The sequence below is a fragment of the Paraburkholderia sp. UCT2 genome (assembly GCF_014397665.1).
Lineage (GTDB): Bacteria > Pseudomonadota > Gammaproteobacteria > Burkholderiales > Burkholderiaceae > Paraburkholderia > Paraburkholderia tuberum.
In genome coordinates, this window is sequence record NZ_VZQO01000071.1 from 1 (window position 1) to 25,786 (window position 25,786).

Here is a 25,786-nt window from a genome sequence, read left to right on the forward strand (position 1 = left end):
TTGCCTACTTTCTTTGCAGCAGCAAAGAAAGTAGGTGCCGCCCCGCACAGGGGCAACGCTAATAGACCGACAAGACAACAAGGAGAGGCCAACCAACCCAGAACAACGAAAAAAGCCCCGCCCTGCACAGGGGCAACGTTAATAAACCGACAAGCCAGCAAGGAAAGGCCAACACCGCACGATAAGGAAAAAGCCCCAACCCCGCGGCACGCGCTCACCCTCACCCTTTAACCCGCTTCCCCTCAACATCCGGCAACAAAACAGTGAGCACCCCAATCAACGGCAAAAACGAACAAACCTTATAAACAAACGCAATACTGGTAGCGTCAGCGAGTTCCCCAAGCACGGCGGCGCCCACGCCGCCAAGCCCAAAGGCAAAACCAAAGAACAACCCAGCCACCATCCCAACCTTCCCAGGAATCAACTCCTGCGCATAAACAAGAATCGCCGAGAACGCCGAGGCGAGCACCACCCCAATAACAACCGTCAGCACACCAGTCCAGAACAGATTCGCATACGGCAACAGCAGCGTAAAAGGCGCGACGCCAAGAATCGACACCCAGATCACGTACTTGCGCCCGATCTTGTCGCCGATCGGCCCGCCGATCACCGTACCCGCCGCGACCGCCGCGAGGAACACGAACAGATGGATCTGCGCGGCCTGCACCGACAGATGGAACCTGTCGATCAGATAGAACGTGAAATAGCTATTGATGCTGGCGAGATAGAAGTACTTGGAGAACACCAGCAACACCAGCACGCTCATCGCCAGGATGATCTTGTTACGCGGCAGCGTCACATGCGCGCCCTGGCCGCGCGCCTTCCTGACCGACGGATGACGCTTGTACCAGCGGCCGATCTGCGTGAGCACGACGATCGCGACGAGCGCCGCCGCCGAGAACCACGCGATGCTGCGTTGCCCGTGCGGAATCACGATCAGCGCGGCGAGCAGCGGCCCGAGCGACGAACCCGCATTGCCGCCGACCTGGAACAACGACTGCGCGAGACCGTGACGGCCACCCGAGGCCATCCGCGCGACTCGCGACGACTCCGGATGGAACACCGACGATCCGCAGCCGACCAGCGCCGCGGCGACCAGCAGCACGCCGAAGTTCGGCGCGACCGACATCAGCAGCAGCCCGGTCAGCGTGAAGCCCATGCCGACCGGCAGCGAGTACGGCTTCGGATGTTTGTCGGTATAGCTGCCGACGAGCGGCTGCAGCAGCGACGCGGTGATCTGGTAGGTCAGCGTGATCAGACCGATCTGCCCGAACGACAACGAGAAGTTGTCCTTGAACATCGGGTAGATGGCGAGGATCAGCGACTGGATCATGTCGTTGAGCAGGTGCGAAAAGCTGATCGCACCGAGCACGGAATACACCGTGCGCTGGACCTTGGCAGCCGCCGGCGCAGCGGCGGCCGGGGACGCGCTCGCCCCCGTGGCGGATGCGCCGGCAAGGGCGCTTTTATCGAGGCTCGTTTCCATACGCTAGAAAAAAAGATCGGGAAAACGGTGGAATGAAAGATCGGCACCGAAAACCGGTGCGGGCAGCACGCCTCGTAGGCGCGTTCCGCGAAGCACTGCGGCGTTTCGTCGCGGCAACCGCCGTTTTGAATATTTAGCCGAAGTTTAATGTGGCCGGCGCGAATTGTGAGGACAAGTTTTGTCGGGAATCGGACAAGGGGGCGGATGACTTTTCATTCGGCGGTGAAAGGACGAATCGTCAGCTCTTTGCCTGAAGAAACTTTTTTTGGCGAGTTTTTGGCCACGGTATAAAGCGCTCGCGATTGCGCGGCTCACGAAGCAGCGCGTCGAACATGGAACCGGGAACGGCAAGCGGCGCACGACCCGCCCCGGCCTGCACAAGCGAAATTCAAGATCGCGGGGCGCGCTGCCGTAGACCCGGGGAGATAAGTGGTGATGCCGGAACCGACCTTCCGGCGCGTCGACATGTGGGGACGGGGATGATGAAAGCAGTGGCACACAGCGCAGCGGCAACGAAGTTCAACGGCCTGTCGGTCAAGGCGACGCTGCGGATCGCGTTTGCGATTCTGCTCGCCGGCACGCTGCTGATCGGCGTGTTTTCGCTGCTGCAGATCGGCCGGCTGAACGCGTCCGCGCAATCGATCTACGACCAGGGCCACGTCGCGAGCCGCGCCGCCGAGGAAGCGCGCGGCCACATGCTGCGCGCGAGCCGCGCGCAAAAGATGCTGCTCACCGCGACCACCGCGAAGGAGCGCGACGAACTCGGGGCCGACATCGAGCGCGGCCTCGCAGGTCTCAACGAGCAGCTGCGCACGCTCCAGCAGTACGTCGATAAGTCGGACGCGAAGGCGGTCGGCGCGCAGAAGGCGTTCGCCGCGGCGGTCGCGGCATGGAGCAGTCATCTGCGCGACTTCGTCACGCTCGTGAAAGCGCAGCCGCTCGATCTGTCGCAGATGAACTGGCAGGTCGGCACGCAGGACGTGTCGCTGCTCGTCGAAACCGGCAAGCTCGAAAAGCTCGTCGACGAACTCGTCGCGCAGCGCGGCACCGCCGCGAAGGCGACGATCGACGCGTCCGGTTTCATCTATCACTCGTCGTTCGTGATGATCGCGGTGATGACGTTCGCACTGATCGTGCTCGCGTTCGGCATCGCCGCGTGGGTCGTGCGGCGGCTCACCGCGCAGCTCGGCGGCGAGCCCGCGTACGCGAAGGAGATCGCACGCCGCATCGCCGCGGGCGATCTGTCGAACCGCATCGCGCTCGGCGGCAAGGACCGTGCGAGCATGCTGTTCGCGCTGTCCGACATGCAAAGCGGACTCGCGACGACGGTTGCCGACATCGCGTCGAGCGCCGATGCGATCGCGACCGCGTCCGGGCAGATTTCGATGGGCAATCTCGATCTGTCGCAGCGTACCGAACAGCAGGCGCTCGCGCTCGAGCGCACCGCAAGCAGCATGGAGCAGCTGACCTCGACGGTGCGTCAGAACGCCGACAACGCAAAGCAGGCGAGCACGCTCGCGAACAACGCGTCGGCGATCGCCGAGCAGGGCGGTGCGGTCGTGAGCCGCGTGGTCGCGACGATGAACGAGATCAACGACAGCGCGCGCAGCATCGGCGACATCATCGGCGTGATCGAGGGGATCGCGTTTCAGACCAACATCCTCGCGTTGAACGCGGCCGTCGAGGCGGCGCGCGCGGGCGAGGAGGGGCGCGGCTTTTCGGTCGTCGCGGCGGAAGTGCGCAATCTCGCGCAGCGCAGCGCGGCGGCCGCGAAGGAGATCAAGGGCTTGATCCAGACTTCGGTCGAGCGCGTCGGCAACGGCTCGACGCTGGCCGCGGACGCCGGTCAGACGATGGACGAAGTCGTCAAGGCCGTGAAGCGCGTGACCGACATCATGGGCGAGATTTCGGCGGCGTCGTCCGAGCAGAGCGCCGGTATCGAGGCGATCAGTCTCGCGGTCACGCAGATGGACTCGGGCACGCAGCAGAACGCCGCGCTGGTGGAGGAGGCCACCGCCGCGGCCCGCTCGCTCGACGATCAGGCGCGCGGGCTGAAGGCGATGGTGGGACAGTTCCGGCTATAAAAGGCGGCGCGGGCGTCAGCTCGCGTTGGCCAACGAGGAGCCGGAGCCCGTCCCCGGCCGCACCACCACCGTGCAGGTCGTGCCCGCCGCCAGCATCACGTCCGCGGGTACCGAGTCGATCTTCACGCGCACCGGCACGCGCTGCGCGAGGCGCACCCAGTTGAAGGTCGGATTCACGTCCGCGAGCAGCTCGTGGCTTTGCGGATTGTCGCGGTCGTAGATGCCACGCGAGATGCTCTCCACGTGGCCTTGCAGCGTGCCGCCGCTCATCAGCCGCACTTCGGCCTGATCGCCGACGCGCACGTGCGGCAGCTTGGTTTCCTCGAAGTAGCCATACACCCAGAACGAGTGACTATCGACGATCGCGAGCTTCGCCGCGCCCGCGCTCGCATAGTCGCCGCGGAACACGGACAGGTTCGTCACGTAGCCGTCGACCGGCGACACCACGCGCGTGCGCTCGAGGTTCAGCTTCGCGGCGTCGAGCGCGGCGAGTGCCTGCTGATAGGCGGCATCGGCGGCGGACGCGGTATGCGTCGCGTTTTCGCGGCTTTCCTTCGACACCACCTGCGAATCCATGTCGGCACGCCGTTGCGCGTCGTCGCGCTTCATCTGCAACTCGGCTTTGCGCGCGGCAACGGCGGCCTGCGCCTGCTCGACCGCGATCTGGTAATGCGACGGATCGATCTGCATCAGCAGGTCGCCCTTCTTCACCAACTGGTTGTCCTTGACCGGCAGATCGACGATCGCGCCCGACACGTCCGGCGCGACGTTGACGATCTCGGCGCGCACGCGGCCGTCGCGGGTCCACGGTTCGTCCATGTAATGGACCCACAGCACGCGGCCAATCACGATCGCGACGATGAAAATGACGGCTGTCGCGATGAAGCCCACAAGATTTCGGATGGTCATGTTTCGACTCTGATCAACGATAAACGGCGAGGCCGAGAAGGCCGCACACGGACACGAGCAAGCTGGCCCGGAACAGGGAGGGGTGCCACACCACGCGATAGAGGCCCGTATAGGCGATCACGCGGTCGACGAGCCAGGTCAGCGCGGCGCCCGCGATGAACAGCAGCACAATGGCCGGCACATAGGCATCGAGCACGGCGATATCACGCGGCATGAGGAACTCCTTTTTCTTCTGATGCGTCCGCGCGCGCGCCGATCGCCGAGGCAAGCGGCGACTGCGGATCGAGCAGCGCGGTACGGATGAAATGCAATTGACTGAGGATGCGCAACAGCTGATGGCGTTCTTCACGCGATGGCGTGAAGCCGGCCATCAGCTGCTGCACTTGCGCGATCGCATCGGCGGTCGCCGCGAGCGCGCGCGCGAAGTGCTGCTGCCGCGGCCGCTCGAACAGCGCCGCGAGCGCATCGCGCAGCGCGCGCAGCGCGACGCGCCACGGTGCCGCTTGGTGGTAGCGCGGCTCGTTGGGCAGCGTCGCGATTTCGCGGCGCAGGTCGATCACCGCGTTGCCGACCTCCAACACCGAAAACAGCCAGCGCAGCGTGTCGCGCTTCGTTTCGGGCTCGTTCTGCGACAGCGCGTTGATCTGGAACATCAGATCGCGTGCGCCGCTTTCGAAGCGCGAGCGCACGCGTGCCAGACCCGCGCGGCCGGCCAGCACCACCTGGCGGCGCAGGTCGACGAGCAGGCGGTTGCGCAGCCACGGCGTCGACGGCGGCAGCAGCACCGCGAACGCGATCGACGACACCAGCATCGACAGCACCAGCGCGAGCGCGTCGTTCATGAACGCGCTCGGGTCGTAGTGAATCACGTTGTCGGGGCCGGCGAGGAAGCAGAAGAAGATGCAGTAGCCGACGCCGTAGCCCGCGAGCGTCGGACGCGTGGTCATCAACACGCCGAGCAGCAGGAACGGCGTGAGCGCGACGCACAGCATCACGAAGCCGTCGATGTGCGGATACACGCCGAACACCGCGATCATGCCCATCAGCGTCGCGAGCACCGTGCCGCCGGCCATCTTGAACGCGGTGCGCTTCGGATCCGGCGACGCCGACGCGAGCGCGCACACGGTCGCTGCGACCAGCGTCAACGTCGAGCCGCTCGGCCACGCGGTGGCGATCCAGAACGCGCCGAGCACCATCATCACGATGGCCGCGCGCAGGCCCGCGACGCCGGCCGCGATCGCGTTGGTTTTCGGCTCGTAGCGCTCGATCCAGCGTTCGCGCGCGTGCTTGTCGACGGCGAGCGACGCGTAGGTCGCCGCGTACGCATGCAGGTCGTCGATGAAGCGGTACAGCAGCTCGGCGCCCGTGTCGAAATCGAGCAACGGTGCGTCGGGGTGCGTTTCGAGCTCGTCGCGCGTCGCGCGCACGCGTTTGGGCAATTCGCTTCTGTAGGTGTCGAGCTGGGCCGCGGCGTGCGCGGCGTCGGCCGCGCTCAGCACCGGCTCGCCCGACTTCGCGAGCAACGGCGCGATCTCCTTGAAGTACGGTTCGAGCGCGGCGATCGCGATCGCCGCGCCGTGCGTGCCGCTGTCGCGCAGACGGTTCATCAGCTGATGCAGCGCGTGAAAGCGCGTCGACGCGGTCATGAACTCGCTGTTCAGACGCGCGAGGCGCCCGCCGCGCATCCGCGAATCGGGGCCTTCGAACACGGCGATGCTGCGCGCGGCCTCGAAGCCGACGATGTCGGCGACGAAGCGTGCATTGGTCGCCTCGATCTGCGCGCGGTCGTTGCGCCCGGCAAGCGACGCCGACACGTACTCGACGAACGCCGAGAAGCGCGCGCGCACGGTGCCGCGCATCTGCAGGCCGGCGAACTGCGGAAACACGAGGCCGCTGACCGCGCCCGCGCAGATGATGCCGATCACCACTTCCGCGACCCGCGTGAGCGCGCTCAGGAACGCGCCGTCCGGATGCTGCGAAGCGGGGACGCCGATCAGCGCGGCCGTGTAGCCCGCCAGCACGAAGCCGTACGAACGGAAGTTGCGATTGCGCGCGGCGCCGGCGGTGCAGATGCCGACCCAGATCGCGGTCGTGACGAGGAACAGCTCCGGCTGCTGCGCGAACAGTCCGATCAGCGCGAGCATCACGACGAGACCGACCAGCGTGCCGCAGATCCGATAGAAGCTCTTCGCGAACACTGCGCCGCTTTGCGGCTGCATCACGATGAACACGGTGGTCATCGCGGTGCGCGGCTGCGGCAGATCGAGCTTCATCGCGATGCCGAGCGCGAGGAAGCACGCGGCGAGCGACTTGAACAGATAGATCCATACGAGGCCGTCGGTGCGCGCCCAGTGGGCGGCGGCTTCGTAGAGCGCGGCGAACGAGGCGGGGCGCGCGCTCGACGGGGAGGGCGTGGAGGACATGGCCTTCCTTACTCGGACGCGCGCGCGTTCGGGGCGCGCGAGGCGGTGATGGCTGCGTTGGTCTTGGCGTTGGCGTTCGCATCCGCATCCGCTGTTGCCGTGTCCCTACTCGCCGCGCCGCTCTTGCTCTCGCCGCTGCCCTTGCCATGCGCCGGCAACGTTTCGTTATCCCGCGGACCGTTGGCCGGATCGTCGAGACCGCCGCCGAGCGCCGTCATCAACGACGCATGCGCGCCGAGCCGCTCGGCCTGCACTTTGGCGACGCCTTCCTGCGCGCGCAGCAACTGGTTTTGCGCGACCAGCACGTTCAGATAGTCGGTCAAGCCGCGCCGGTAGCCTTCGCGCGACAGCTCGTAGTTCCTGCGTGCGGCGGCGACCGAGCGGTCGGCGTCGTCGGCCTGGGTGGTCAGCGAACGGATGCGGATCACCTGGTCGGAGATGTCCTTCAGCGCGCCCACGATCGACTGGTTGTAGCGCTCGATGGCCTCGTCGTAGCCCGCCGACGCCGCGCCGAGCTGCGAGCGCAGCCGGCCGCCGTCGAAGATCGGCAGCGTCAGCGCGGGACCCACGCTCCAGCTATGCGACGGACTCTTCAGGAACTGGAACAGCGGCCCCATCGCCGCATAGCCGCCGATCGACGCGAGCAGGTTGATGTCCGGATAGAACCCGGCCTTGGCGACGTCGATGCCGCGCGCCTGCGCGGCGACCGCCCAGCGTGCCGCGACCACGTCCGGCCGGTGGCCGATCAGATCCGCGGGCAGCGCGGCCGGTAGGCCGGCGGGCGCGGCGAGCGACAGCGCCGGGCGCTGGATCGCGTCGCCGGCGCCCGGACCCTTGCCCGCGAGCGCGGCCAACTGATTGCGGCCGAGCGCGATCTTCTCCTCGATCGCGTCGATCTGGCGCTCGTACTCGGGCATCGGCGTCTCGGCCTGGCTCACTTCGAGCTGCGTGCCGATGCCGCCCTTCAGGCGCCGGTTCGCGAGGTCGACGATCTGCTGCTGTTGCTGCAGCGTGGCCTTCGCGATGTCGAGCAACGCGTAGTTCAGCGACATCTCGATATAGGTGCGCACGACGTTCGCCTGCAGTTCGAGCTGCGCGGCGCGCGCGTCGGCGGCGCTCGCGTGCGCGAGGTCGAGCGCGCGCTCGGCGGCGTTCTTGTCCTTGCCCCAGAAATCGAGGTGATACGCGAGGCCGAGCGTGCCGGTGTTGTTCCACGACTGCTCGCCCGCGAGCGGCCCCGGACCGTAGAACACGTTGTCGGCCCACTGCTGGCGCTGGATCGACAGGCTGCCGTTGACTTGCGGCGCGAGCGCCGCGCGCGCGACGCCGGCCATCGACGCCGCCTCACGCACGCGCGCCTGGGCGACCGCGAGACTGGGATTGCCGGCTTGCGCGTCCCCGATCCACCGGTCCAGCTGCGGATCGTCATAGGCGCGCCACCAGTCGGCGGCGGGCCACTGCGCATCGGCGTTGGCGGCGCGGATTGCGTTGCCCGCGTCGAGCGACGCAGGATTGATCGTGTGCGTTTGCGGCGCGACGCCTCCGGTACTTGCGCATCCGGCGATTGTTAATAGGATCGTAAGAACCGCGGCTGCGGAGATCCCTTTGGGTACCGGAGACTGCACGCTTTCCTCCAAATTTGACTATAGAAGCTTGTGCGCAATTATATTTTTTGATCGATTGCGGAATAACCGGTAAAGATGCAAGGCATTTTTACCAGACATGAGACAATCGCCCTTGCTGATCGTGTAACAATCGATGCCGATTTCTGAGGATAGGTATGGACACGCTTCAAAACATGCGCGTTTTCGTCCGCGTCGTCGAAGCGGGCAGCTTCACGGGCGCCGCGCAGCATCTGAATACGACGACGGCCTACGCGTCGCGCGCGGTTTCGGATCTGGAAGCGCATCTGCGCACACGGCTTTTGAACCGGACCACGCGCCGCATCGCGCTGACCGAAGCTGGCGAGCGCTATCTGCAGCGCTGCGAGCAGATTCTCGCGTACGTGGATCAGGCGGAGGCCGAGGCGAGCGACGCGCACGCGCGCCCATCCGGCAAGCTGAAGGTTCACGCGATGACGAGCTTCGGCCAGCACTACGTGGTGCCGGCCGTGGGCCGTTACCAGCAGCGCTACCCGGACGTGCATATCGAACTGACGCTCGCGCAGCGCATGCCCGATCTGCTCGACGAAGGCTTCGACGTGTCGCTGACGCTCGCGACCGGCCTGCCGGATTCGGGGCTCGTGTCGCAGCGCCTTGGCAGCGCGTTCAGCATTGCGTGCGCGTCGCCGGCGTACCTCGAACGGCGCGGCGTGCCGCAAACGCCTGCGGACCTCGCGCAGCACGCCTGCCTGCAGATGGTGACGCCGGTGAATCCGCCGGACAAATGGACCTTCGACGGCCCGCACGGCGAGGAAGTCGTCTCGCTCGGCGCGGCGACGTTTCAGGTGAACGTGGCCGAGGCGATGGTCGTGGCCGTCGCCCAGGGCATGGGCGTAGCGCTGATTCCGATCTACTCGGCGATCAGCCGTTTGCGCAGCGGCGAACTGGTGTGGCTGATGCCCGGGTACACGTCGCAGCAGATGAATCTGTATGCGCTGTATCCGTCGCGGCAGTATCTCGATGCGAAGATCCGCACGTGGGTCGAATTCCTGCGCGACGAGTTGCCTTCGACGCTGGCGGCGGATCAGGAGGAGTTGCGGCAGTTCGCGCGGACCTGAACGGTCTGCTCGTCATGCATTGACGTTCGAGCGGCACGCGGAGTGCGGCACGCGGCGTGACAGCCTGTTACACACGCGCCGCGCCGCAACATTTCTTTACTTCTGCCGCGCAGTCGATTTGTTAACGTGTCGTTCACGCGTCGCCGCTCTGGCCGGACGCGCTGGATTCGCCGCCGTTCGGCGCCTCGCAACCACTGAAGGACGACACATTCATGGATACGCACCTGATGATCGGCTTGGCCGTCATGTTTGGACTGATCGGCGTCGCCGCCTCGCGCGATCTGCTGCGCCGCATGCGCGAACAGCAGCCGCAGCTCGTGCCGGTCGAGGTCGAGTCACAGGATGCGCCGCGGCGCGAGCGGTGAGCGGCGGCGGGTTGATCTGATGCAAGAGGTCCCCTAGCACCCGCTAGATCTCGACGACCTTGTCCCACGCAAACAGCGGATTTTCCCACTGGCGAGTGCGCCGGTCGAAATAGCCGCGCGGATTGCACACGACGCGCGTGCCGTCCACCACGTAGTCGAACGACGTATGCGTGTGGCCATGAATCCACAATGCGACGGGCGCGCGCACGAGCTCGGGCAGATGGTTGACGAAGCCCGCCGACACGCGGTCTTCGGCAAAACGCCCGGCCAGGCTCAGCCGATGCGGCGCGTGATGCGTGACCACGATCGTTTGGCCGGCGAACGGTTTGGCAAGCTCGCTTTCGAGCCACGCGCGCGCATGCCGGTGCAGCGCGAGCGAATCGGCGGGCGTGAAGTCGCGCGCGGCGTCGCGCGGGTGGTGCGGCCAGTTCATCTGGATCAGCCCGCGATAGTCGAGCATGACCCGGCGCGCGGCGACGATCGATTCCTCGATTGCATCCGGCGTCGCGCCGTACAGCGCGAAGTCGGTCCACAACGTCGTGCCGAGCACGCGCCAGCGGCCCTGGCTGTCGACCAGCGCGGCGTTGTTCAGCACATGCACGTTGTCGACCTGCGCGGCCGCGTCGAGCATCGCGCTCTCCAGCGCGCCGAATTCACCGTCGTAGTACTCGTGATTGCCCGGCACGTAGACGACCGGCACCGCGTCGTCGAACGCCTGCGCGGCCCAGCGCGGGCCGGCCGCATGATTGTGGATGTCGCCCGCCAGCACCACGAGATCCGCCTGCGCATGCGGGATCAGTTCAGGCTCGTCGTTTTCCAGATGCAGATCGGACAGCACGCGAATCTTCACGGACGCGACTCCTGCAAAACGCCTGCGCGCCGGATCGCGCAGGCTTCAGATATTAGCGTAGCACCTTGCCCGGATTCATCAGGTTCAGCGGATCGAGCGCCTGCTTGATCGCGCGCATCATCCGCACCTCGACGTCCTGCTTGTAGTGGGCGGCTTCGTCGATCTTCAACTGGCCGAGTCCGTGTTCCGCGCTGATGCTGCCGCGATGCGCATCGACGCTGTCGTAGACGATCCGGTTGATCGGGCTCTGGTACTGCCGCAGAAACGCCTTCGCATCGACGCCCTCGGGCGCCTGCACGTTGTAGTGCAGATTGCCGTCGCCGAGATGGCCGAACGTGACCATGCGCGCGCCCGGTGCGGCTTGTGCGATTGCCGCATCGGTCGTTTCGATGAAGTGGCCGATGCGTGAAATCGGCACCGCGATGTCGTGCTTGATGTTCAGGCCCTCCTCGGCCTGGGCGAGCGGAATGTGCTCGCGCAGATTCCAGAACGCGCGAGACTGCGCGAGGTTTTCCGCCACCACGGCGTCTTCCACGAGACCTTGTTCGAGCGCGGTTTCCATCAGCCCCTCGAACAGCGTGCGCGCGTGCACTTCGCTTTCGCTGTCCGACAGTTCGAGCAGTACGACCTGCGCATGCGGTTCGGCGAACGGATAACGCATCTGCTCGAAATGCCGGCCGACGAGGCGCAGGCAGAAATCCGACATCAGTTCGAAGCCGGTCAGGAGCGGCCCGGCGACGCGTTGCGTGAGCGCGAGAAAATCGAGCGCCGCATGCGGCGATGCGAGCGCGGCGAGCGCGGTGACGCGCGCGGCCGGCTGCGGATGCAGCTTGAGCACCGCCGCGGTGATCAGGCCCAGCGTGCCTTCCGCGCCGATGAACAGGTCGCGCAGATCGTAGCCGGTGTTGTCCTTGCGCAGCCCGCGCAGGCCGTCCCACAGTTCGCCTTGCGGCGTCACCACTTCGAGGCCGAGGCATAGCTCGCGCGTGTTGCCATAGCGCAGCACGCCGGTGCCGCCCGCGTTGGTCGACAGATTGCCGCCGATCGTGCAGCTGCCTTCGGCGGCGAGGCTCAGCGCAAACAGACGCCCGGCCGCTTCGGCGTGCTTCTGCACGTCGGCGAGGATCACGCCGGCTTCGACCGTGATCGTGTTGTTGTGCGGATCGATGTCGCGCACGCGATTCAGGCGGCGCAGGCTGATGACCGCCTGCGCGCCGCTCGCGTCGGGTGTCGCGCCGCCCGCGAGGCCGGTATTGCCGCCCTGCGGCACCAGCGTGACGCAATGTTCGACCGCGAGCCTGACGAGCGCGGCGGCTTCCGCGGACGTGGCCGGGCACAGCACCGCACAGGCCGCGCCGGTGTAGCGGCGGCGCCAGTCGGTCAGAAAGGGAGCGGTGTCGTGCGGATCGGTCAGTACGTAAGTCGCGCCGATGGCGTCGCGGCAAGCGGCGAGAAAAGCGGTGTGGGCCATGTGGATCGGTTGACGGTGTTGGGGCTTGGGCCTCAGGCGGGCGGGATCGGTTCGCTGGCGGATTGCTTTGCAGCCTGATTTGCAGCCTGCTTTGTAGCCTGTTTCGCGGCTCGTTTCGCCGCGCGCTTGAACGGTCCGACATACGCGAGTGCGCAGGTGAAGAAGATCATGGCTAGCGCCGCCTGAAGCCAGCCGAGCCGCGCGCTCAAGCCATGATCGCTCCAGCCACGCACGACGCCTTCGGCGAAATACAGCAGGATCAGCATCGACGCCCATTGCATCGTGTAAAGCCGACGTCGCCACACGCCCGGCAACGCGGAGAGTAGCGGCAACGCTTTCAGCACGAGCAGCGAGCCGCCAGAGCGCAACGGCGCGAGCCACCATTCCCATGCGACCGCAAGCACGATCATCGAGACCAGTGTGAAAGCGGCGACGAGCGCGGCGGCAGCTTTGGGTTGCACGGGCACGACGGTCGTAGATGCCGACGCGTTGGCCGCGAGGCTTGCGGGCGCCGCGTTCGCGTGGCCCCCGGAGTTCGTGGCCGCGAGTTCAGCGCCACCCGCGTCACGACGGGCGTCGTCGCGTTCGGTGGGTTGCGGATCCGGTTCGTTCACGGCTTTACGCTCACGGCCTTTCGGACATCGACGCCGCCGTGCGCCCAACGCGCGCACCAAGCGCAATCGCCAGCGTCCGTTCGTCGGCGGAGATGCCATGGCCGGTCGTGCCCGCGCGCGCGTAATGCGACGCACCGTACGGCGTGCCGCCGGTCTGCGTGGTGGACAGCGTGCTCTCCGTGTACGGAATGCCGACGATCAGCATGCCGTGATGGAGCAGCGGCAGCATCATCGACAGCAGCGTGGATTCCTGGCCGCCGTGCAGGCTGCCGGTCGACGTGAACACGCAGGCCGGCTTGCCCGACAGTGCACCGGATAGCCACTGCGGCGTGGTGCCGTCGAGAAAGTATTTGAGCGCGGCCGCCATGTTGCCGAAGCGGGTCGGCGAACCGAGCGCGAGGCCCGCGCATTCTTCGAGGTCGCGCAGCTCGACGTACGGCGGTCCTTCGGTGGGAATGTCCGGCTCGCTCGCCTCGCAAACCGTGGAAACCGCCGGCACGGTGCGCACGCGCGCCTGCATGCCGGGGACGCTGTCGACGCCGTGCGCGATCGCCAGCGCGAGCTCGCGGGTGGCGCCGTGACGGCTGTAATAAAGCACGAGAATGTCTTTCATAGGCCTCATCATTGAACGGGTATTATAGGGGTTCGGTCAGTTGCACAGGCCGCTCATAGCCGTTCGGCCAGGCGCTTCGGCCAAACGCCGCGCGGAGTTCCCGCAGTCCCGGTCTGACGGTTCAGCAAGCAAGGAGGCAGGTTTGTTGGTTAGGGTGCGTTTCGATCTCGACACGCTCAAACGGCTCGCGCAATTCGCGGCGCAACGCATCGGCGAGGACCGGATTCCGCAGGTCGCGGGCAGCCTGACGTTCACGACGATGCTCGCGCTCGTGCCGCTCGCCACCGTCGCGTTTGCGCTGTTCACCGCGTTTCCGATCTTCAGCTCGTTCCAGGCGTCGCTGCAGTTTTTTCTTGCCGACCACCTGATGCCCGCGCAACTGAACGATCAGATCTTCAAGTATCTGAACCAGTTCGCATCGAAGGCCAAAGGGCTGACCACGATCGGCATGATCATCCTGTTCGTCACCGCGGTGATGACGATGATGACCGTCGAGTCCGCCTTCAATGTGATCTGGCGCGTGCGCAAGGCGCGGCCCGTCGCGCAGCGCATTCTCGTGTACTGGGCGATCATCACGCTCGGTCCGATCCTGATCGGCGTGAGCCTGTCCATCTCGTCGTATGTGTTCACGCAATCGATGTCGTTTAGCGCCGCGCAGCGCATCACACCGCTGATCGAATGGGCGCTCGCGAGCGCCTCGCTGCCGTTCACGATGCTTGCGTTCACGATCCTTTACGTTTATCTGCCGAACTGCCGTGTCGAATGGCGCGACGCGGTGGTCGGCGGCGTGATCGCCGCGGTCGCGTTCGAGCTCGCCAAGCGCGGCTTCGGCTACTACGTGCGCCGTATTCCGACCTATACGGCGGTGTACGGCGCGTTCGCCGCGGTGCCGCTGTTCCTGGTGTGGATGTACCTGTGCTGGTTCATCACGCTGACCGGCGCGATGATCGCATCGGCGTTGCCGGCGATTCGCATCGGTCAGTTTCACCGCCCTGTGTTCGATGGCAGCAATCTGTTCGATTCGCTCGAATTGCTCGCGCGGCTGTGCGAAGCGCGTGAGGGCGGCAGACGCGGCTACACGATGCCCGAGCTTGCCCGGATGCTTCGCCGCGACAAGGATACGACGCTGATGCTGTTGCAGCGTCTCGAGGAGATCGAGTGGATCGCGCGGCTGGAGGAGGACCATACCGGCCCGCACTTCGTGCTCCTCGCGAACCCGGCGCAGGTGACCGTGCAGCGGCTGTACGACCTGTTCGTGATCGACCGCGCGGAGCTTACGTATCAGCTCGAACTCGACTCCACGCGCGTGGACGGCGGCATGCTGCTCGCCGCGCTCGACAACGACCAGTTGAAGGTGACGCTCGCCGCGTTGCTCGCCTCGCGCGCGGCGGCACGGGCGGCGCGACCCGGCGATGGCGAGCGCGCGGCGGCTTCGATGCCGCACCAGGCAGCGTGATAGGGCGGCCAGACTTCGAGCCGCCCCGATAAAACTACAACGAAATCTTCCCCACGCAGATGTCCTTGAACATCACCCAGTCGCCCATCAGGCTGTAAAACGGATGACGGAAGGTGGCAGGCCGGTTCTTTTCGAAGAAGAAATGGCCGACCCACGCGAAGCCGTAGCCGCACACCACGGCCGCCGGCAACCATAGCCAGTCGCCGGTGGCGAGCGCCATCGCGAGGCAACCAATGACGCCGAGCGAGCCGACGAAATGCAGCCGCCGCGACACGAGATTGCGATGCTCGCTCAGGTAGTACGGATAAAACTCCGCGAAGTTCGCGAAGTGATCGGTATGTGCTGTATGAGCCATGACGGCCTCCGGAGGCTGAGAAAGACAGCTTCAATCATTCTCCGGCGATCGCCTGCCTGGCGCAACCTGGCCATTCGGCAGATGGCGCGGCGGGTTCGGCGTGGGTATCGTGGTCGTTCGATAGTGATTCGGTGGCGATTCGCAATGGCATTCCCGACGGCCGCCCGCGGAGCACCGAGGCGCGCGGCGAGCGGCCATCGCGCGCCCCTTCAGCCCGCTTCGTGCGGCGGCCGCGAAGCGAAGCCGTACAGCGCATCGAGCGTCGCGTCGGGTTGCTCGGTCATCAACGCGTGGCCCGCATCGAGCGTGACAGTGTCGACCGGCGTGCCCGCCTGCGCGAGCGCATCGGCAAGCGCTTTCGCCGCGCGCGGCGGCGTCATCGCATCGCGCCGGCCAACGATCAGGCGCGTGGCGCAACGCACCTGCGCCGCACGAGCGTGGCCGTCCGCATAGGTATGGCAGGCGGTGAAGTCGATGTGGAACAGATGCGGCTCGCCGCTGGCGGACACGTGCTCCATCAGCCGCTGGTTCATGCCGTGCAGCCAGAAACCGGGGCCGGGGCACGAGGGCTTCGCGGCGAGCGTCGAATGCGACCACTGGTTGACCATGCCGATTGCCTCGGGCTCGCGATTGAGCGCGGCGTCGAGCAGCGCGTCGGAGACCGTCATCGGCAGCGCGGTGGCGAGCAGCGCAAGATGCGTTGCGCGCTGCGGATAGCGGCCGGCGAAGTCGAGCGCGATCAGCGAGCCCATGCTGTGACCGGCGACGAACGCACGCGTGACGCCCACGGCGTCGAGCAGCGCGGCGAGCCAGTCGGCCAGCGCGGCGATGCTGGCGAGCGCGGGGCCGGCGCTGCGTCGGTGGCCCGGCAGATCGACCGCGAGCACGCCGAAGCCGTGATGCGCGAAGTAGCGGCTTTGCAGCGCCCACACGCTGTGATCGTGCTCGGCACCGTGGATGAACACGGCGGTTGGCAGGCTCGCGTCGAAGGGTTTGCCGCCGGTGTAGGCGTAGGCCGGTTTGCCTTGAACGGTGACGATCATGCGGACTCCGGGCGGGCGGGGGTGCTCGTGGCGGCGGGCACGGCAGTGGCGGTCTGTTGTGAGGCGCTGCTCGGCGTTGCGGTACGACCGCCGCTCGCCGCTTGCGCGGTTTTTTGCGCGGCCTTCAGCGCGCGCTTGAGATCGTCGATCAGGTCATCCGGATCTTCGAGCCCGATCGACAGGCGGATCGTGCCTTCGGTGATACCGGCCGCGGCGAGCGCGGCGGCATCCATGCGGAAGTGCGTCGTCGATGCCGGGTGAATCACCAGCGAGCGCGCGTCGCCGACGTTCGCGAGGTGCGAGAAGAGCGTGAGCGCTTCGATGAAGGCGCGCCCGGCCGCGCGGTCGCCGCGCAGGTTGAAGCTGAACACGGCGCCGGCGCCGCGCGGTAGCAGCCGCCTGGCGAGCGCGTGGTCGGGATGCGTCGGCAACTCGGGATAGGCGACCGATTCGACCGCCGCATGACCGGCGAGAAACTCGACCACGCGCCGTGTGTTGACGACGTGACGCTCCATGCGCAACGGCAGTGTCTCGATGCCTTGCAGCAGCTGCCACGCGGCCTGCGGATGCAGGCACGCGCCGAAGTCGCGCAAGCCTTCCCGACGCGCGCGCAGCAGGAACGGCGCGACGGTGCTTTCCTCGGCGAATACCATGCCGTGGAAACCGTCGTACGGCTCGGTGAATTCGGGAAAGCGGCCGGAAGCCTCGAAGTCGAACGTGCCGCCGTCGACCAGCACCCCGCCGATCGTCGTGCCGTGGCCGCCGAGAAACTTGGTCGCCGAGTGGTAGACGAGGTCGGCGCCGTGCTCGAAGGGGCGCAGCAGGTAGGGCGTCGTGAAGGTCGAGTCGACCAGCAACGGCAGGCGGTGCGCGCGCGCGATCTGTGCGAGCGCGGCGATGTCGAGCACGTCGAGGCCCGGATTGCCGAGCGTTTCGCCGAATAGCAGGCGTGTGTTGGGGCGCAGCGCGGCGCGCCACGCGTCGAGGTCGCCGGGCTTGACGAAGGTCGTCTCGATACCGAAGCGTCGCAGCGTGTAATGCAGCAGATTGTGCGAGCCGCCGTACAGCGCGCTCGACGCGACGATGTGCGAACCCGCGCCCATCAGCGTCGCGATCGCCAGATGCAGCGCGGCTTGGCCGCTCGCGGTGCCGATCGCGCCGGCGCCGTTTTCGAGCGCGGCGACGCGCTCCTCGAACACGGCGACGGTCGGATTCGAGATGCGCGAGTAGACGTGGCCGGCGCGCTCCATGTTGAACAGCGCGGCGGCATGATCCGAGTCGCGGAACGAAAACGACGTGGTCTGGTAGATCGGCGTCGCGCGCGCGCCGGTGGCAGGGTCGGGGGCTGCGCCGGCGTGCAGCGCAAGCGTATCGAAACGGTTGGCGGACATCGTGGGCGGCGGGCCGCGAGCGGCCTCGCGAAAGATCGGGGTGGGCGGCCATCCTACCATTGGCGCGCGCCGCTTCAAGCGCGGTTTTCCCGCGGGTTCCTGCGGCTCGTGCCGGGAGCGGGGCATGCTCGCAATCTGGAAGTCAGACGAATTCGAGTCTCCGAAGCGCGCCGCGCCTTGGCTGGCGGGCCGCTTTCCTTTTATGGGCCTTTCCGATAGGATCGAAAAAACATTTCATGCACTGCAAGATTGGCGGTATCAGGAGATAGATCATGCGAGTCAGCGACATTCTTAAAGTCAAGGGCAATACCCTTTTTACGGTCACGCCGGATACCACGCTGCATGACGCCGTCAATACCATGGCCGAGCACGACATCGGCTCGCTCGTCGTGATGGAGTACGGCGACCTCGTCGGCATGCTGACGTTTCGCGAAATCATTCTGACCTTGAGCGAGAACGGCGGCAGCGTCGGCACGTCGACGATCCGCAAGGTGATGGACGACCATCCGCTCACCTGCACGCCCGAAACCGACGTCAACGAAGTGCGCCGCATGATGCTCGAGCATCACGTGCGTTATCTGCCCGTCATGGAAAGCCGCACGCTGATGGGCGTCATCTCGTTTTACGACGTCGCGAAGGCGGTGGTCGAGGAGCAGGGGTTCGAGAACCGCATGCTGAAGGCCTATATCCGCGACTGGCCGGAAGAGCAGGAAGGACAGGACCAGCAGCCGGCGCGTTGATGCGCGTGGCTCGAAGATCGCGCTCCGGCCGTCGCCGCGAGCGCGAATCCGCCGACAGGGCGCGCGCGCAAGCGGGCGCTTTTTTTGTGTCTGGATCTGGTGCGGACGGATTGCGGGAGCCGCGTGCGCGAGTCGCGGCGATCCGCTTGCCGGCCGTGCCGCCCGCGTCATCGCCATTTTTCCGCGCCGTTCTCCTGACTTCATGAACGATCGTCCGTTGCCCGCCGCCCGCCGCGCCGCTCGCGCGCACGAAGCGCACGAATCCCAGTTCCGCCTGCTCGGCCAGCGCCGCTTCGCGCCGTTCTTCTGGACACAGTTTCTCGGCGCGATGAACGACAACGTGTTCAAGATCGGCTTCACGTCGCTCGTCACGTATCAGGCGGCGCGGTTTTCGGGCGTCGACCCGAAAACCGCGGCGTTCCTGATCTCCGCGATTTTCATTCTGCCTTTCGTGCTGTTTTCGGCCACTTCCGGCCAGATCGCGGACAAGTACGACAAAGCGTTGCTCACGCGCCTCGTCAAGACTTTCGAGATCGCGGTGATGCTGGTCGGCGGCGCGGGGTTTTGGCTGCATGGCGCGCCGTTGCTGTACCTGTGCACGTTCCTGATGGGCGTGCATTCGACGGTTTTCGGGCCGGTCAAGTACTCGTATCTGCCGCAGCATCTGGCGCAGGCGGAGCTGGTCGGCGGCAATGGCATGGTCGAGATGGGCACCTTCGTCGCGATCCTGATCGGCACGATCGTCGGCGGCGCGGGCGCTGGGTTCGCCGAGCATGGCGCGGTGGTGCTCGCTTGCGCGTGTATCGCGATCGCGCTGATCGGGCGCGCCGTGTCGGGTTTCGTGCCGGCTACGCCCGCGCCGCAGCCCGGGTTGCGCATCAACTGGAACCCGGTCAGCGAAACGTGGCGCAATCTGAAGCTCGCGCACGAAAACCGCACGGTGTTTCTTGGTCTGCTCGGCATTTCGTGGCTGTGGTTCGTCGGCGCGACGTTCCTCGCGTCGTTCTTCAACTTCGCGAAGGACGTGCTGTCCGCCGATCCCGACGTCGTGACCGTGCTGCTCGCCACGTTTTCGATCGGCATCGGCATCGGCTCGCTGTTGTGCGAGCGGCTCTCGAAGCGGCGGATCGAAGTCGGCCTCGTGCCGCTCGGCTCGATCGGCATGAGCGTGTTCGCGATCGATCTTTTTTTCGCGAGCCACGCGCTGCCGCCGGCGGGGCATCTGCTCAGCGTTGGCGAATTTCTCGCGCGGCTAGCGCATTGGCGCGTGCTCGCCGATCTGTTCCTGCTCGCGATGTTTGGCGGCTTTTACAGCGTGCCGCTGTATGCGCTGATCCAGAGTCGTAGTCAACCGAGCCATCGCGCGCGCATCATCGCCGCGAACAACATCCTCAATTCGCTGTTCATGATCGTGTCGGCGCTGATGGCGATGGGCCTGACCGCCGCGGGCTTCAGTATTCCGGCGATCTTCCTCGTCACCGCGCTTCTGAATGTGGTCGTCGCGGGCTACATCTATTCGCTCGTGCCCGAGTTCCTGCTGCGCTTCATCGCGTGGCTGCTCGTGCATACGTTTTACCGGATCCGGCTCGTGCACGCGGAGCGGATTCCGGAGCAGGGCGCGGCGGTGCTCGTGTGTAACCACGTCAGTTTCGTCGATGCGATCGTCATCATGGCCGAAAGCCCGCGGCCGATCCGCTTCGTGATGGACCACCAGATCTTCCGCTCGCCGTTCGTCGGCTGGCTGTTCCGGCACGCGAAGGCGATTCCGATCGCGTCCGCGCATCAGGACGCGGCGCTGCTCGCGCGTGCGTACGACCTGTGCGCGCAGGCGCTCGCGGACGGCGAGCTCGTCTGTATCTTTCCCGAAGGGAAACTGACGCGTACCGGCGAGCTGAATCCGTTTCGCCACGGCGTCGCCGAGATCGTCAGGCGGACGCCGGCGCCCGTCATTCCGATGGCGCTGCGCGGGCTGTGGGGCAGCGTGTTTTCGCGCGCGGTGGACGCAACCTGGCCGCGGCCGATCAGCAAAGGTGTGATGAGCCGGCTGAGCCTCGCCGTCGGCGAGCCGATCGACCCGGCGCTCGCGACGCCGGAGACGCTGCAGCGGATCGTGACCGAGCTGCGCGGCGCCCGCAAGTAGCCGTGGGCCGGTGCGCGGACGCCGAGATGGCGGGCTCGCCCACCATCACCCGCTTTCGGCCGAGTGCGCCCTGGCCGATCGGCCATCGCCGTCGCCAGGCCCGGCTTCGAGACGAGCGGACTGGCATAATAGCGTTCTCCCCGTATTTCTTTGGACGACGCTCATGTCCGGCAACACGCTCGGTACGCTTTTCACTGTCACGACCTTCGGCGAATCGCACGGCCCCGCTATCGGCTGCGTGATCGACGGCTGCCCGCCGGGCATGGCGCTCAACGAAGCCGACATCCAGTTCGAACTCGATCGCCGCAAGCCGGGCACGTCGCGCCACGTGACGCAGCGCCAGGAAGAAGACAAGGTCGAGATCCTCTCGGGCGTGTTCGAAGGTCAAACCACCGGCGCGCCAATTGCGCTGCTGATCCGCAATACCGACCAGCGCAGCAAGGACTACGGCAACATCGCGGAAACGTTCCGCCCCGGCCACGCCGACTACACGTACTGGCAAAAGTACGGCATTCGCGATTACCGCGGTGGCGGCCGCTCGTCGGCACGGCTGACGGCGCCGGCGGTCGCGGCGGGCGCGGTCGCGAAGAAGTGGCTGCGCGAGAAGTTCGGCACCGAAATTCGCGGCTATATGGCCGCGCTCGGCGAGATCGACGTGCCGTTCGTCGATTGGGCGCAGGTGCGCGAAAACCCGTTTTTCGTGCCGAATGCGGAGATCGTTCCGCAGCTCGAGGCGTATATGGACGCGCTGCGCAAGGACGGTGATTCGATCGGCGCGCGCATCAACGTGGTTGCCTCCGGTGTGCCGGTCGGCCTCGGCGAGCCGCTGTTCGACCGCCTCGACGCCGACATCGCGCACGCGATGATGGGCATCAACGCGGTGAAGGGCGTCGAGATCGGCGCGGGCTTCGCGAGCGTCGCGCAACGCGGCTCGGTGCATGGCGACGAGCTGACGCCGGAAGGTTTCGTCGGCAATCACGCGGGCGGCGTGCTCGGCGGTATTTCGACGGGGCAGGACATCACGGTGTCGATCGCGATCAAGCCGACGTCGAGCATTCGCACGCCGCGCCGTTCGATCGACAAGGCGGGGAACCCCGCGATCGTCGAGACCTTCGGGCGGCACGACCCCTGCGTCGGCATTCGTGCGACGCCGATCGCCGAGTCGATGCTTGCGCTCGTGCTGATCGATCACGCGCTGCGCCATCGCGCGCAATGCGGCGATGTGGCCGTGAGCACGCCGAAGATCGCGGCGAGCGCGCCGTCACCCTGACGCGGTCCCGCGATTGGCGGCGAACGAGCCGCCATAAAAAAGAATAGGGAAGGGGACCAACGAAACGCGCAAGAATGCGCGCAGACGAAAGCGCGAGCGCGCTATCGGAATTTGCCTGCGCGACGCTGCCGGTTATCGCACAGCGCCGCAAAGGCAAATGGCACATCAATCACATATTCGGATAGTTCGGACCGCCACCGCCTTCCGGCGTGACCCACACGATATTCTGCGTCGGGTCCTTGATATCGCAGGTCTTGCAGTGCACGCAGTTCTGCGCATTGATGACGAGCCGCTCGCTGCCATCGTCGTTCTTCACGAACTCGTACACTGCAGCGGGGCAATAACGCGCCTCCGGTCCCGCGTAGGTCTGCCAGTTCACGTTGACCGGCACAGTCGGATCCTTCAGCGTCAGGTGCGCCGGCTGATTTTCCTCGTGATTCGTGTTCGAGATGAACACCGAGGACAGCCGGTCGAACGTCAGCTTGCCGTCCGGCTTCGGATACGTGATCGGCTTGCACTGCGAAGCCGGTTTCAGCATCTCATGATCGGAATGCTGATGATGCAGCGTCCACGGCACGTTGCCGCCGAGCAGCTTCTGCTCGAGACCGACCATCAGCGTGCCGAGGTAGAGACCCTTGCTCATCCACTGCTTGAAGTTACGCGCGCGATACAGTTCGGTGTAGAGCCACGACGTCTTGAACGCTTCCGGGTAGGCGCTCAGTTCGTCCGACTGACGGCCGGCCTGGACGGCGTCGAACGCGGCATCGGCGGCGAGCATGCCGGTCTTGATCGCGGCGTGCGAACCCTTGATGCGCGACGCGTTCAGGAAGCCCGCGTCGTCGCCGACCAGCGCACCGCCCGGGAACACCAGCTTCGGCAACGACATCAGGCCGCCCGCGGTGATCGCGCGCGCGCCGTAGGACACGCGCTTGCCGCCTTCGAGAATCGCGCGGATCGCCGGATGCGTCTTGTAGCGCTGGAATTCCTCGAACGGCGACAGATACGGATTCGAATAGCCGAGGCCGACCACGAAGCCGACCACGACCTGGTTGTTGTCCATGTGGTAGAGGAACGAGCCGCCGTACGTGTCGTTTTCGAGCGGCCAGCCGGCCGTGTGCATGACCAGACCCGGCTTGTGCTTCGCGGGATCGATCTCCCACAGCTCCTTGATACCAATGCCGTACACCTGTGGATCGACGCCGTCGCGCAGCTTGAACTTCTCGTTCAGCTGGCGGCCGAGGTGGCCGCGCGCGCCTTCGCAGAACAGCGTGTACTTCGCGTGCAGCTCCATGCCGAGCTGGAAGTTTTCGGTCGGTTCGCCGTCCTTGCCGATGCCGAGGTTGCCGGTCGCGACGCCCTTGACCGAGCCGTCGTCGTTGTACAGCACTTCGGCCGCCGGAAAGCCCGGGAATATCTCGACGCCGAGCGCCTCGGCCTGCTGACCCAGCCAGCGCGTCACGTTCGCGAGGCTGATCACGTAGTTGCCGTGGTTCTTGAAATTGTCCGGCAGCGCCCAGGTCGGCACGCTCTTCGCGCCCGTCTCCGACAGGAACAGGAAGCGGTCTTCGGTCACGTCGACCGTCAGCGGCGCGCCTTTTTCCTTCCAGTCCGGGATCAGCTCGGTCAGCGCGCGCGGGTCCATCACCGCGCCCGACAGAATATGGGCCCCGATCTCAGAGCCTTTTTCGAGTACGCACACGCCAATGTCAGCGCCTCGTTCGGCGGCGCGCTGCTTCAGGCGAATGGCCGCCGACAGGCCCGCAGGGCCGCCGCCGACGATGACGACGTCATACTCCATCGACTCGCGCGGGCCGTACTGCTCAATGAGACTTGCGGGGGTCATTGATGCTCCTCTTACCGTTAGAATGCTTTTTTCGGGTTCGTATTGTGGGCGATCGATTCCCGCGCCGCAACCCGAAAGCCACAGATTAGCACGACCGTACTATTTCATGATACGGTATAGACCCTTAGTCGGGTCCTACCGAACCCGTCAACCGCAGTTGTCACCACAACCGAACAAGGAAAGACAATGGGCCGTTCGATCAATCTGGAAGGCAAGGTCGCGCTGATTACGGGCGCCTCGAGCGGGCTGGGCAAGCGCTTCGCGCAGGTGCTGTCGCAGGCGGGCGCGAAGGTCGTGCTGGCGAGCCGACGTACCGAGCGGCTCAAGGAGCTGCGCGCGGAAATCGAGGCGTCCGGCGGCGCCGCGCACGTCGTGTCGCTCGACGTGACCGACTATCAGAGCATCAAGTCGGCGGTCGCGCATGCGGAGACCGAGGCCGGCACCATCGATATCCTCGTCAACAACTCGGGCGTGTCGACCACGCAGAAGCTGTCCGAGGTCACGCCGGCGGACTTCGAATACGTGTTCGACACGAATACGCGCGGCGCGTTTTTCGTGGCGCAGGAAGTCGCCAAGCGCATGATCATGCGCGGCAACAACGCGCAGAAGCCGTCGTACCGGATCATCAACATCGCGTCGATGGCGGGCTTGCGCGTGCTGCCGCAAATCGGCCTGTATTCGATGAGCAAGGCCGCGGTCGTCCACATGACGAAGGCGATGGCGCTCGAGTGGGGCAAGCACGGCATCAATGTGAACGCGATCTGCCCCGGGTATATCGACACCGAGATCAACCATCACCACTGGTCGACCGATCAGGGCCAGAAACTCGTGGCGATGCTGCCGCGTCATCGGGTCGGCAAGCCGGAGGATCTCGATGGGCTGCTCCTGCTGCTCGCGGCGGATGAATCGCAGTTCATCAACGGCTCGGTGATCGTCGCCGACGACGGCTTCGGACTCGCGTGAGCGGGTCGTCCAAAGTTTCAAAAGTCAGGCAGAAAAAGGAAGAACGGAAGTACAGAATGAGCGATTTTCACGCAGTTTTCGAAATGACGATGCCGATCCGCTGGGGCGACATGGACGCCTTCGGTCACGTCAACAACACGGTTTATTTCCGCTACATGGAGCAGGTGCGGATTTCCTGGTTCGAGCACATGGACTTTGTCGGCCAGCGCGCGCACGGGCAGGGGCCGGTGATCGTCAATGCGTCGATGGAGTTTCTGAAGCAGCTGCACTATCCGGGCGACGTGATCGGCCGGATGTCGGTGGCGACACCGGGGCGCAGCAGCTTCGATACGGCTTTCGAGCTCCTGCGCGCCGATGAGCCGGATACGCTCTATGCGCGAGGCGCCGCGCGATGCGTGTGGATCGACTACGCGGCGGGCAAGTCGGTACCGGTGCCTGACGTACTGCGCGCGGCCATCGAGAGCGCGGCGCTCGTCAAGGCGGCCTGAGCGCGCGGCTTGACAGCGCTGTCGCGCGCTTCAAACGCCCTCTCTCAATCCCCGAGCAGCCGCTGCAACAGCTCGGTCGCATTGCCCGTATCGTATTTGCGCATGAGCCGCGCGCGGTAGACGTCGACCGTGCGCGGGCTGATGTCGAGCACGCGGCCGATCTGCTTGCTGGTCTTGCCCGTCACCAGTTGCGCGGCGATTTCGCGCTCGCGTGGCGTCAGCTCCACCGCGACCCGCCGGGTTGCGCTCAAATCCTCGAAGGTCCAGACACCCGCCGCGTGCGGGTCGGTGCGCTGCTGCGCGCGGCCCGTCACGTGACACCAGAACAGCTCGCCGTTCGCGCGCTTCATGATCCGGTCGTCGGCGTAGCTGCCTTGCGCGGTCATGATTGGCGGAATGCGCGCGCCGATCCGCTCGAACTCATCCGCCGATGGATACAACACCTGGAACGACTGACCGATCAGCGCGTCGCGCGCGTAGCCGAATATCGACGCTAGCTCGTCGTTGCAGTCTTCGATGGTCCGCTCGCGGGACAGCACGAGTCCTGTCTCTTATACACACCT

The 25,786-nt window shown here is 65.8% G+C and carries 23 protein-coding genes; 9 read left to right on the forward strand and 14 right to left on the reverse strand.

Going from position 1 to position 25,786, the window contains the following annotated elements:
• Positions 1–220: 220 nt before the first annotated feature.
• Positions 221–1,486 carry an MFS transporter gene (locus tag F6X39_RS33975; protein WP_187619839.1) on the reverse strand — a complete coding sequence of 422 codons (1,266 nt, stop codon included), beginning with the start codon at positions 1,484–1,486 and terminating at the stop codon, positions 221–223.
• A gap of 482 nt (positions 1,487–1,968) precedes the next feature.
• On the opposite strand from F6X39_RS33975, the gene F6X39_RS33980 reads away from it, so the two are divergent.
• Entirely contained in the window at positions 1,969–3,570 is a 1,602-nt protein-coding gene (locus F6X39_RS33980) for a methyl-accepting chemotaxis protein (protein WP_187619852.1), read from the forward strand.
• Between the two features lie 15 nt (positions 3,571–3,585).
• Here the strand turns inward: F6X39_RS33980 and F6X39_RS33985 are convergent, their stop codons facing one another.
• The 4 genes from F6X39_RS33985 to F6X39_RS34000 are packed head-to-tail and all read right to left on the reverse strand — an operon-like array spanning position 3,586 to position 8,527.
• Complete coding sequence (locus F6X39_RS33985) at positions 3,586–4,479, reverse strand: HlyD family secretion protein (RefSeq protein WP_187619840.1); 894 nt, start codon at positions 4,477–4,479, stop codon at positions 3,586–3,588.
• Between the two features lie 13 nt (positions 4,480–4,492).
• Positions 4,493–4,693, reverse strand: coding sequence for a DUF1656 domain-containing protein (locus F6X39_RS33990; protein WP_018421177.1), 201 nt, complete (start codon positions 4,691–4,693; stop codon positions 4,493–4,495).
• The gene (locus tag F6X39_RS33995) at positions 4,683–6,902 is read right to left on the reverse strand and encodes an FUSC family protein (RefSeq protein ID WP_187619841.1); all 2,220 of its coding nucleotides are present in this window, start codon (positions 6,900–6,902) and stop codon (positions 4,683–4,685) included. Before F6X39_RS33995 ends, F6X39_RS33990 begins: the two co-directional genes overlap by 11 nt.
• Positions 6,903–6,910: 8 nt before the next feature.
• Complete coding sequence (locus tag F6X39_RS34000) at positions 6,911–8,527, reverse strand: efflux transporter outer membrane subunit (protein WP_187619842.1); 1,617 nt, start codon at positions 8,525–8,527, stop codon at positions 6,911–6,913.
• 155 nt (positions 8,528–8,682) lie between these two features.
• On the opposite strand from F6X39_RS34000, the gene F6X39_RS34005 reads away from it, so the two are divergent.
• Positions 8,683–9,621, forward strand: a complete 939-nt coding sequence (locus F6X39_RS34005) for a LysR family transcriptional regulator (protein WP_184021783.1) — start codon at positions 8,683–8,685, stop codon at positions 9,619–9,621.
• Between the two features lie 212 nt (positions 9,622–9,833).
• Entirely contained in the window at positions 9,834–9,986 is a 153-nt protein-coding gene (locus F6X39_RS34010; protein WP_167544144.1) for a hypothetical protein, read from the forward strand.
• A 43-nt stretch (positions 9,987–10,029) separates the two neighbouring features.
• Here F6X39_RS34010 and F6X39_RS34015 read toward each other — a convergent pair whose 3' ends face one another.
• Genes F6X39_RS34015 through wrbA form a run of 4 tightly spaced genes read right to left on the reverse strand, consistent with a single transcriptional unit; the run spans position 10,030 to position 13,534 of the window.
• Positions 10,030–10,836, reverse strand: a complete 807-nt coding sequence (locus tag F6X39_RS34015; RefSeq protein ID WP_187619843.1) for a metallophosphoesterase — start codon at positions 10,834–10,836, stop codon at positions 10,030–10,032.
• A gap of 52 nt (positions 10,837–10,888) precedes the next feature.
• Complete coding sequence (locus tag F6X39_RS34020) at positions 10,889–12,307, reverse strand: FAD-binding oxidoreductase (protein ID WP_187619844.1); 1,419 nt, start codon at positions 12,305–12,307, stop codon at positions 10,889–10,891.
• A 32-nt stretch (positions 12,308–12,339) separates the two neighbouring features.
• On the reverse strand, positions 12,340–12,921 hold the full coding sequence (locus F6X39_RS37440; RefSeq protein ID WP_187619845.1) for a DUF2069 domain-containing protein: 582 nt from the start codon (positions 12,919–12,921) through the stop codon (positions 12,340–12,342).
• A gap of 10 nt (positions 12,922–12,931) precedes the next feature.
• Positions 12,932–13,534, reverse strand: coding sequence for an NAD(P)H:quinone oxidoreductase (wrbA, locus tag F6X39_RS34030; protein ID WP_187619846.1), 603 nt, complete (start codon positions 13,532–13,534; stop codon positions 12,932–12,934).
• Positions 13,535–13,676: 142 nt separating this feature from the next.
• On the opposite strand from wrbA, the gene F6X39_RS34035 reads away from it, so the two are divergent.
• On the forward strand, positions 13,677–14,990 hold the full coding sequence (locus F6X39_RS34035; RefSeq protein WP_187619847.1) for a YihY family inner membrane protein: 1,314 nt from the start codon (positions 13,677–13,679) through the stop codon (positions 14,988–14,990).
• Between the two features lie 34 nt (positions 14,991–15,024).
• Here the strand turns inward: F6X39_RS34035 and F6X39_RS34040 are convergent, their stop codons facing one another.
• The 3 genes from F6X39_RS34040 to F6X39_RS34050 form a co-directional block, all read right to left on the reverse strand.
• A complete protein-coding gene (locus tag F6X39_RS34040; RefSeq protein WP_184006183.1) occupies positions 15,025–15,345 on the reverse strand; it encodes an Mpo1-like protein in 321 nt (106 codons plus the stop codon).
• Positions 15,346–15,554: 209 nt separating this feature from the next.
• Positions 15,555–16,388: an alpha/beta fold hydrolase gene (locus F6X39_RS34045; protein ID WP_187619848.1), complete on the reverse strand. Its 834-nt coding sequence runs from the start codon at positions 16,386–16,388 to the stop codon at positions 15,555–15,557.
• Positions 16,385–17,779, reverse strand: a complete 1,395-nt coding sequence (locus tag F6X39_RS34050; RefSeq protein ID WP_187619849.1) for an O-acetylhomoserine aminocarboxypropyltransferase — start codon at positions 17,777–17,779, stop codon at positions 16,385–16,387. Before F6X39_RS34050 ends, F6X39_RS34045 begins: the two co-directional genes overlap by 4 nt.
• 272 nt (positions 17,780–18,051) lie before the next feature.
• On the opposite strand from F6X39_RS34050, the gene F6X39_RS34055 reads away from it, so the two are divergent.
• The 3 genes from F6X39_RS34055 to aroC all read left to right on the forward strand — a co-directional run bounded on the left by F6X39_RS34055 (position 18,052) and on the right by aroC (position 21,929).
• Positions 18,052–18,519, forward strand: coding sequence for a CBS domain-containing protein (locus F6X39_RS34055; RefSeq protein ID WP_018421164.1), 468 nt, complete (start codon positions 18,052–18,054; stop codon positions 18,517–18,519).
• 202 nt (positions 18,520–18,721) lie between these two features.
• Positions 18,722–20,659, forward strand: a complete 1,938-nt coding sequence (locus F6X39_RS34060) for an MFS transporter (protein ID WP_187619850.1) — start codon at positions 18,722–18,724, stop codon at positions 20,657–20,659.
• 163 nt (positions 20,660–20,822) lie between these two features.
• Positions 20,823–21,929: a chorismate synthase gene (aroC, locus tag F6X39_RS34065; protein ID WP_187619851.1), complete on the forward strand. Its 1,107-nt coding sequence runs from the start codon at positions 20,823–20,825 to the stop codon at positions 21,927–21,929.
• A 169-nt stretch (positions 21,930–22,098) separates the two neighbouring features.
• On the opposite strand, the gene F6X39_RS34070 is transcribed toward aroC, so the two are convergent.
• A complete protein-coding gene (locus tag F6X39_RS34070) occupies positions 22,099–23,772 on the reverse strand; it encodes an electron transfer flavoprotein-ubiquinone oxidoreductase (protein WP_184071116.1) in 1,674 nt (557 codons plus the stop codon).
• A 186-nt stretch (positions 23,773–23,958) separates the two neighbouring features.
• On the opposite strand from F6X39_RS34070, the gene F6X39_RS34075 reads away from it, so the two are divergent.
• Positions 23,959–24,735 carry an SDR family oxidoreductase gene (locus tag F6X39_RS34075; RefSeq protein WP_018421159.1) on the forward strand — a complete coding sequence of 259 codons (777 nt, stop codon included), beginning with the start codon at positions 23,959–23,961 and terminating at the stop codon, positions 24,733–24,735.
• Between the two features lie 56 nt (positions 24,736–24,791).
• Positions 24,792–25,223 (forward strand): acyl-CoA thioesterase, encoded by a 432-nt coding sequence (locus tag F6X39_RS34080; RefSeq protein WP_090800991.1) that lies wholly within the window; start codon positions 24,792–24,794, stop codon positions 25,221–25,223.
• A gap of 44 nt (positions 25,224–25,267) precedes the next feature.
• Here the strand turns inward: F6X39_RS34080 and F6X39_RS34085 are convergent, their stop codons facing one another.
• Complete coding sequence (locus F6X39_RS34085; protein ID WP_316251750.1) at positions 25,268–25,762, reverse strand: LuxR C-terminal-related transcriptional regulator; 495 nt, start codon at positions 25,760–25,762, stop codon at positions 25,268–25,270.
• Positions 25,763–25,786 lie beyond the last annotated feature (24 nt).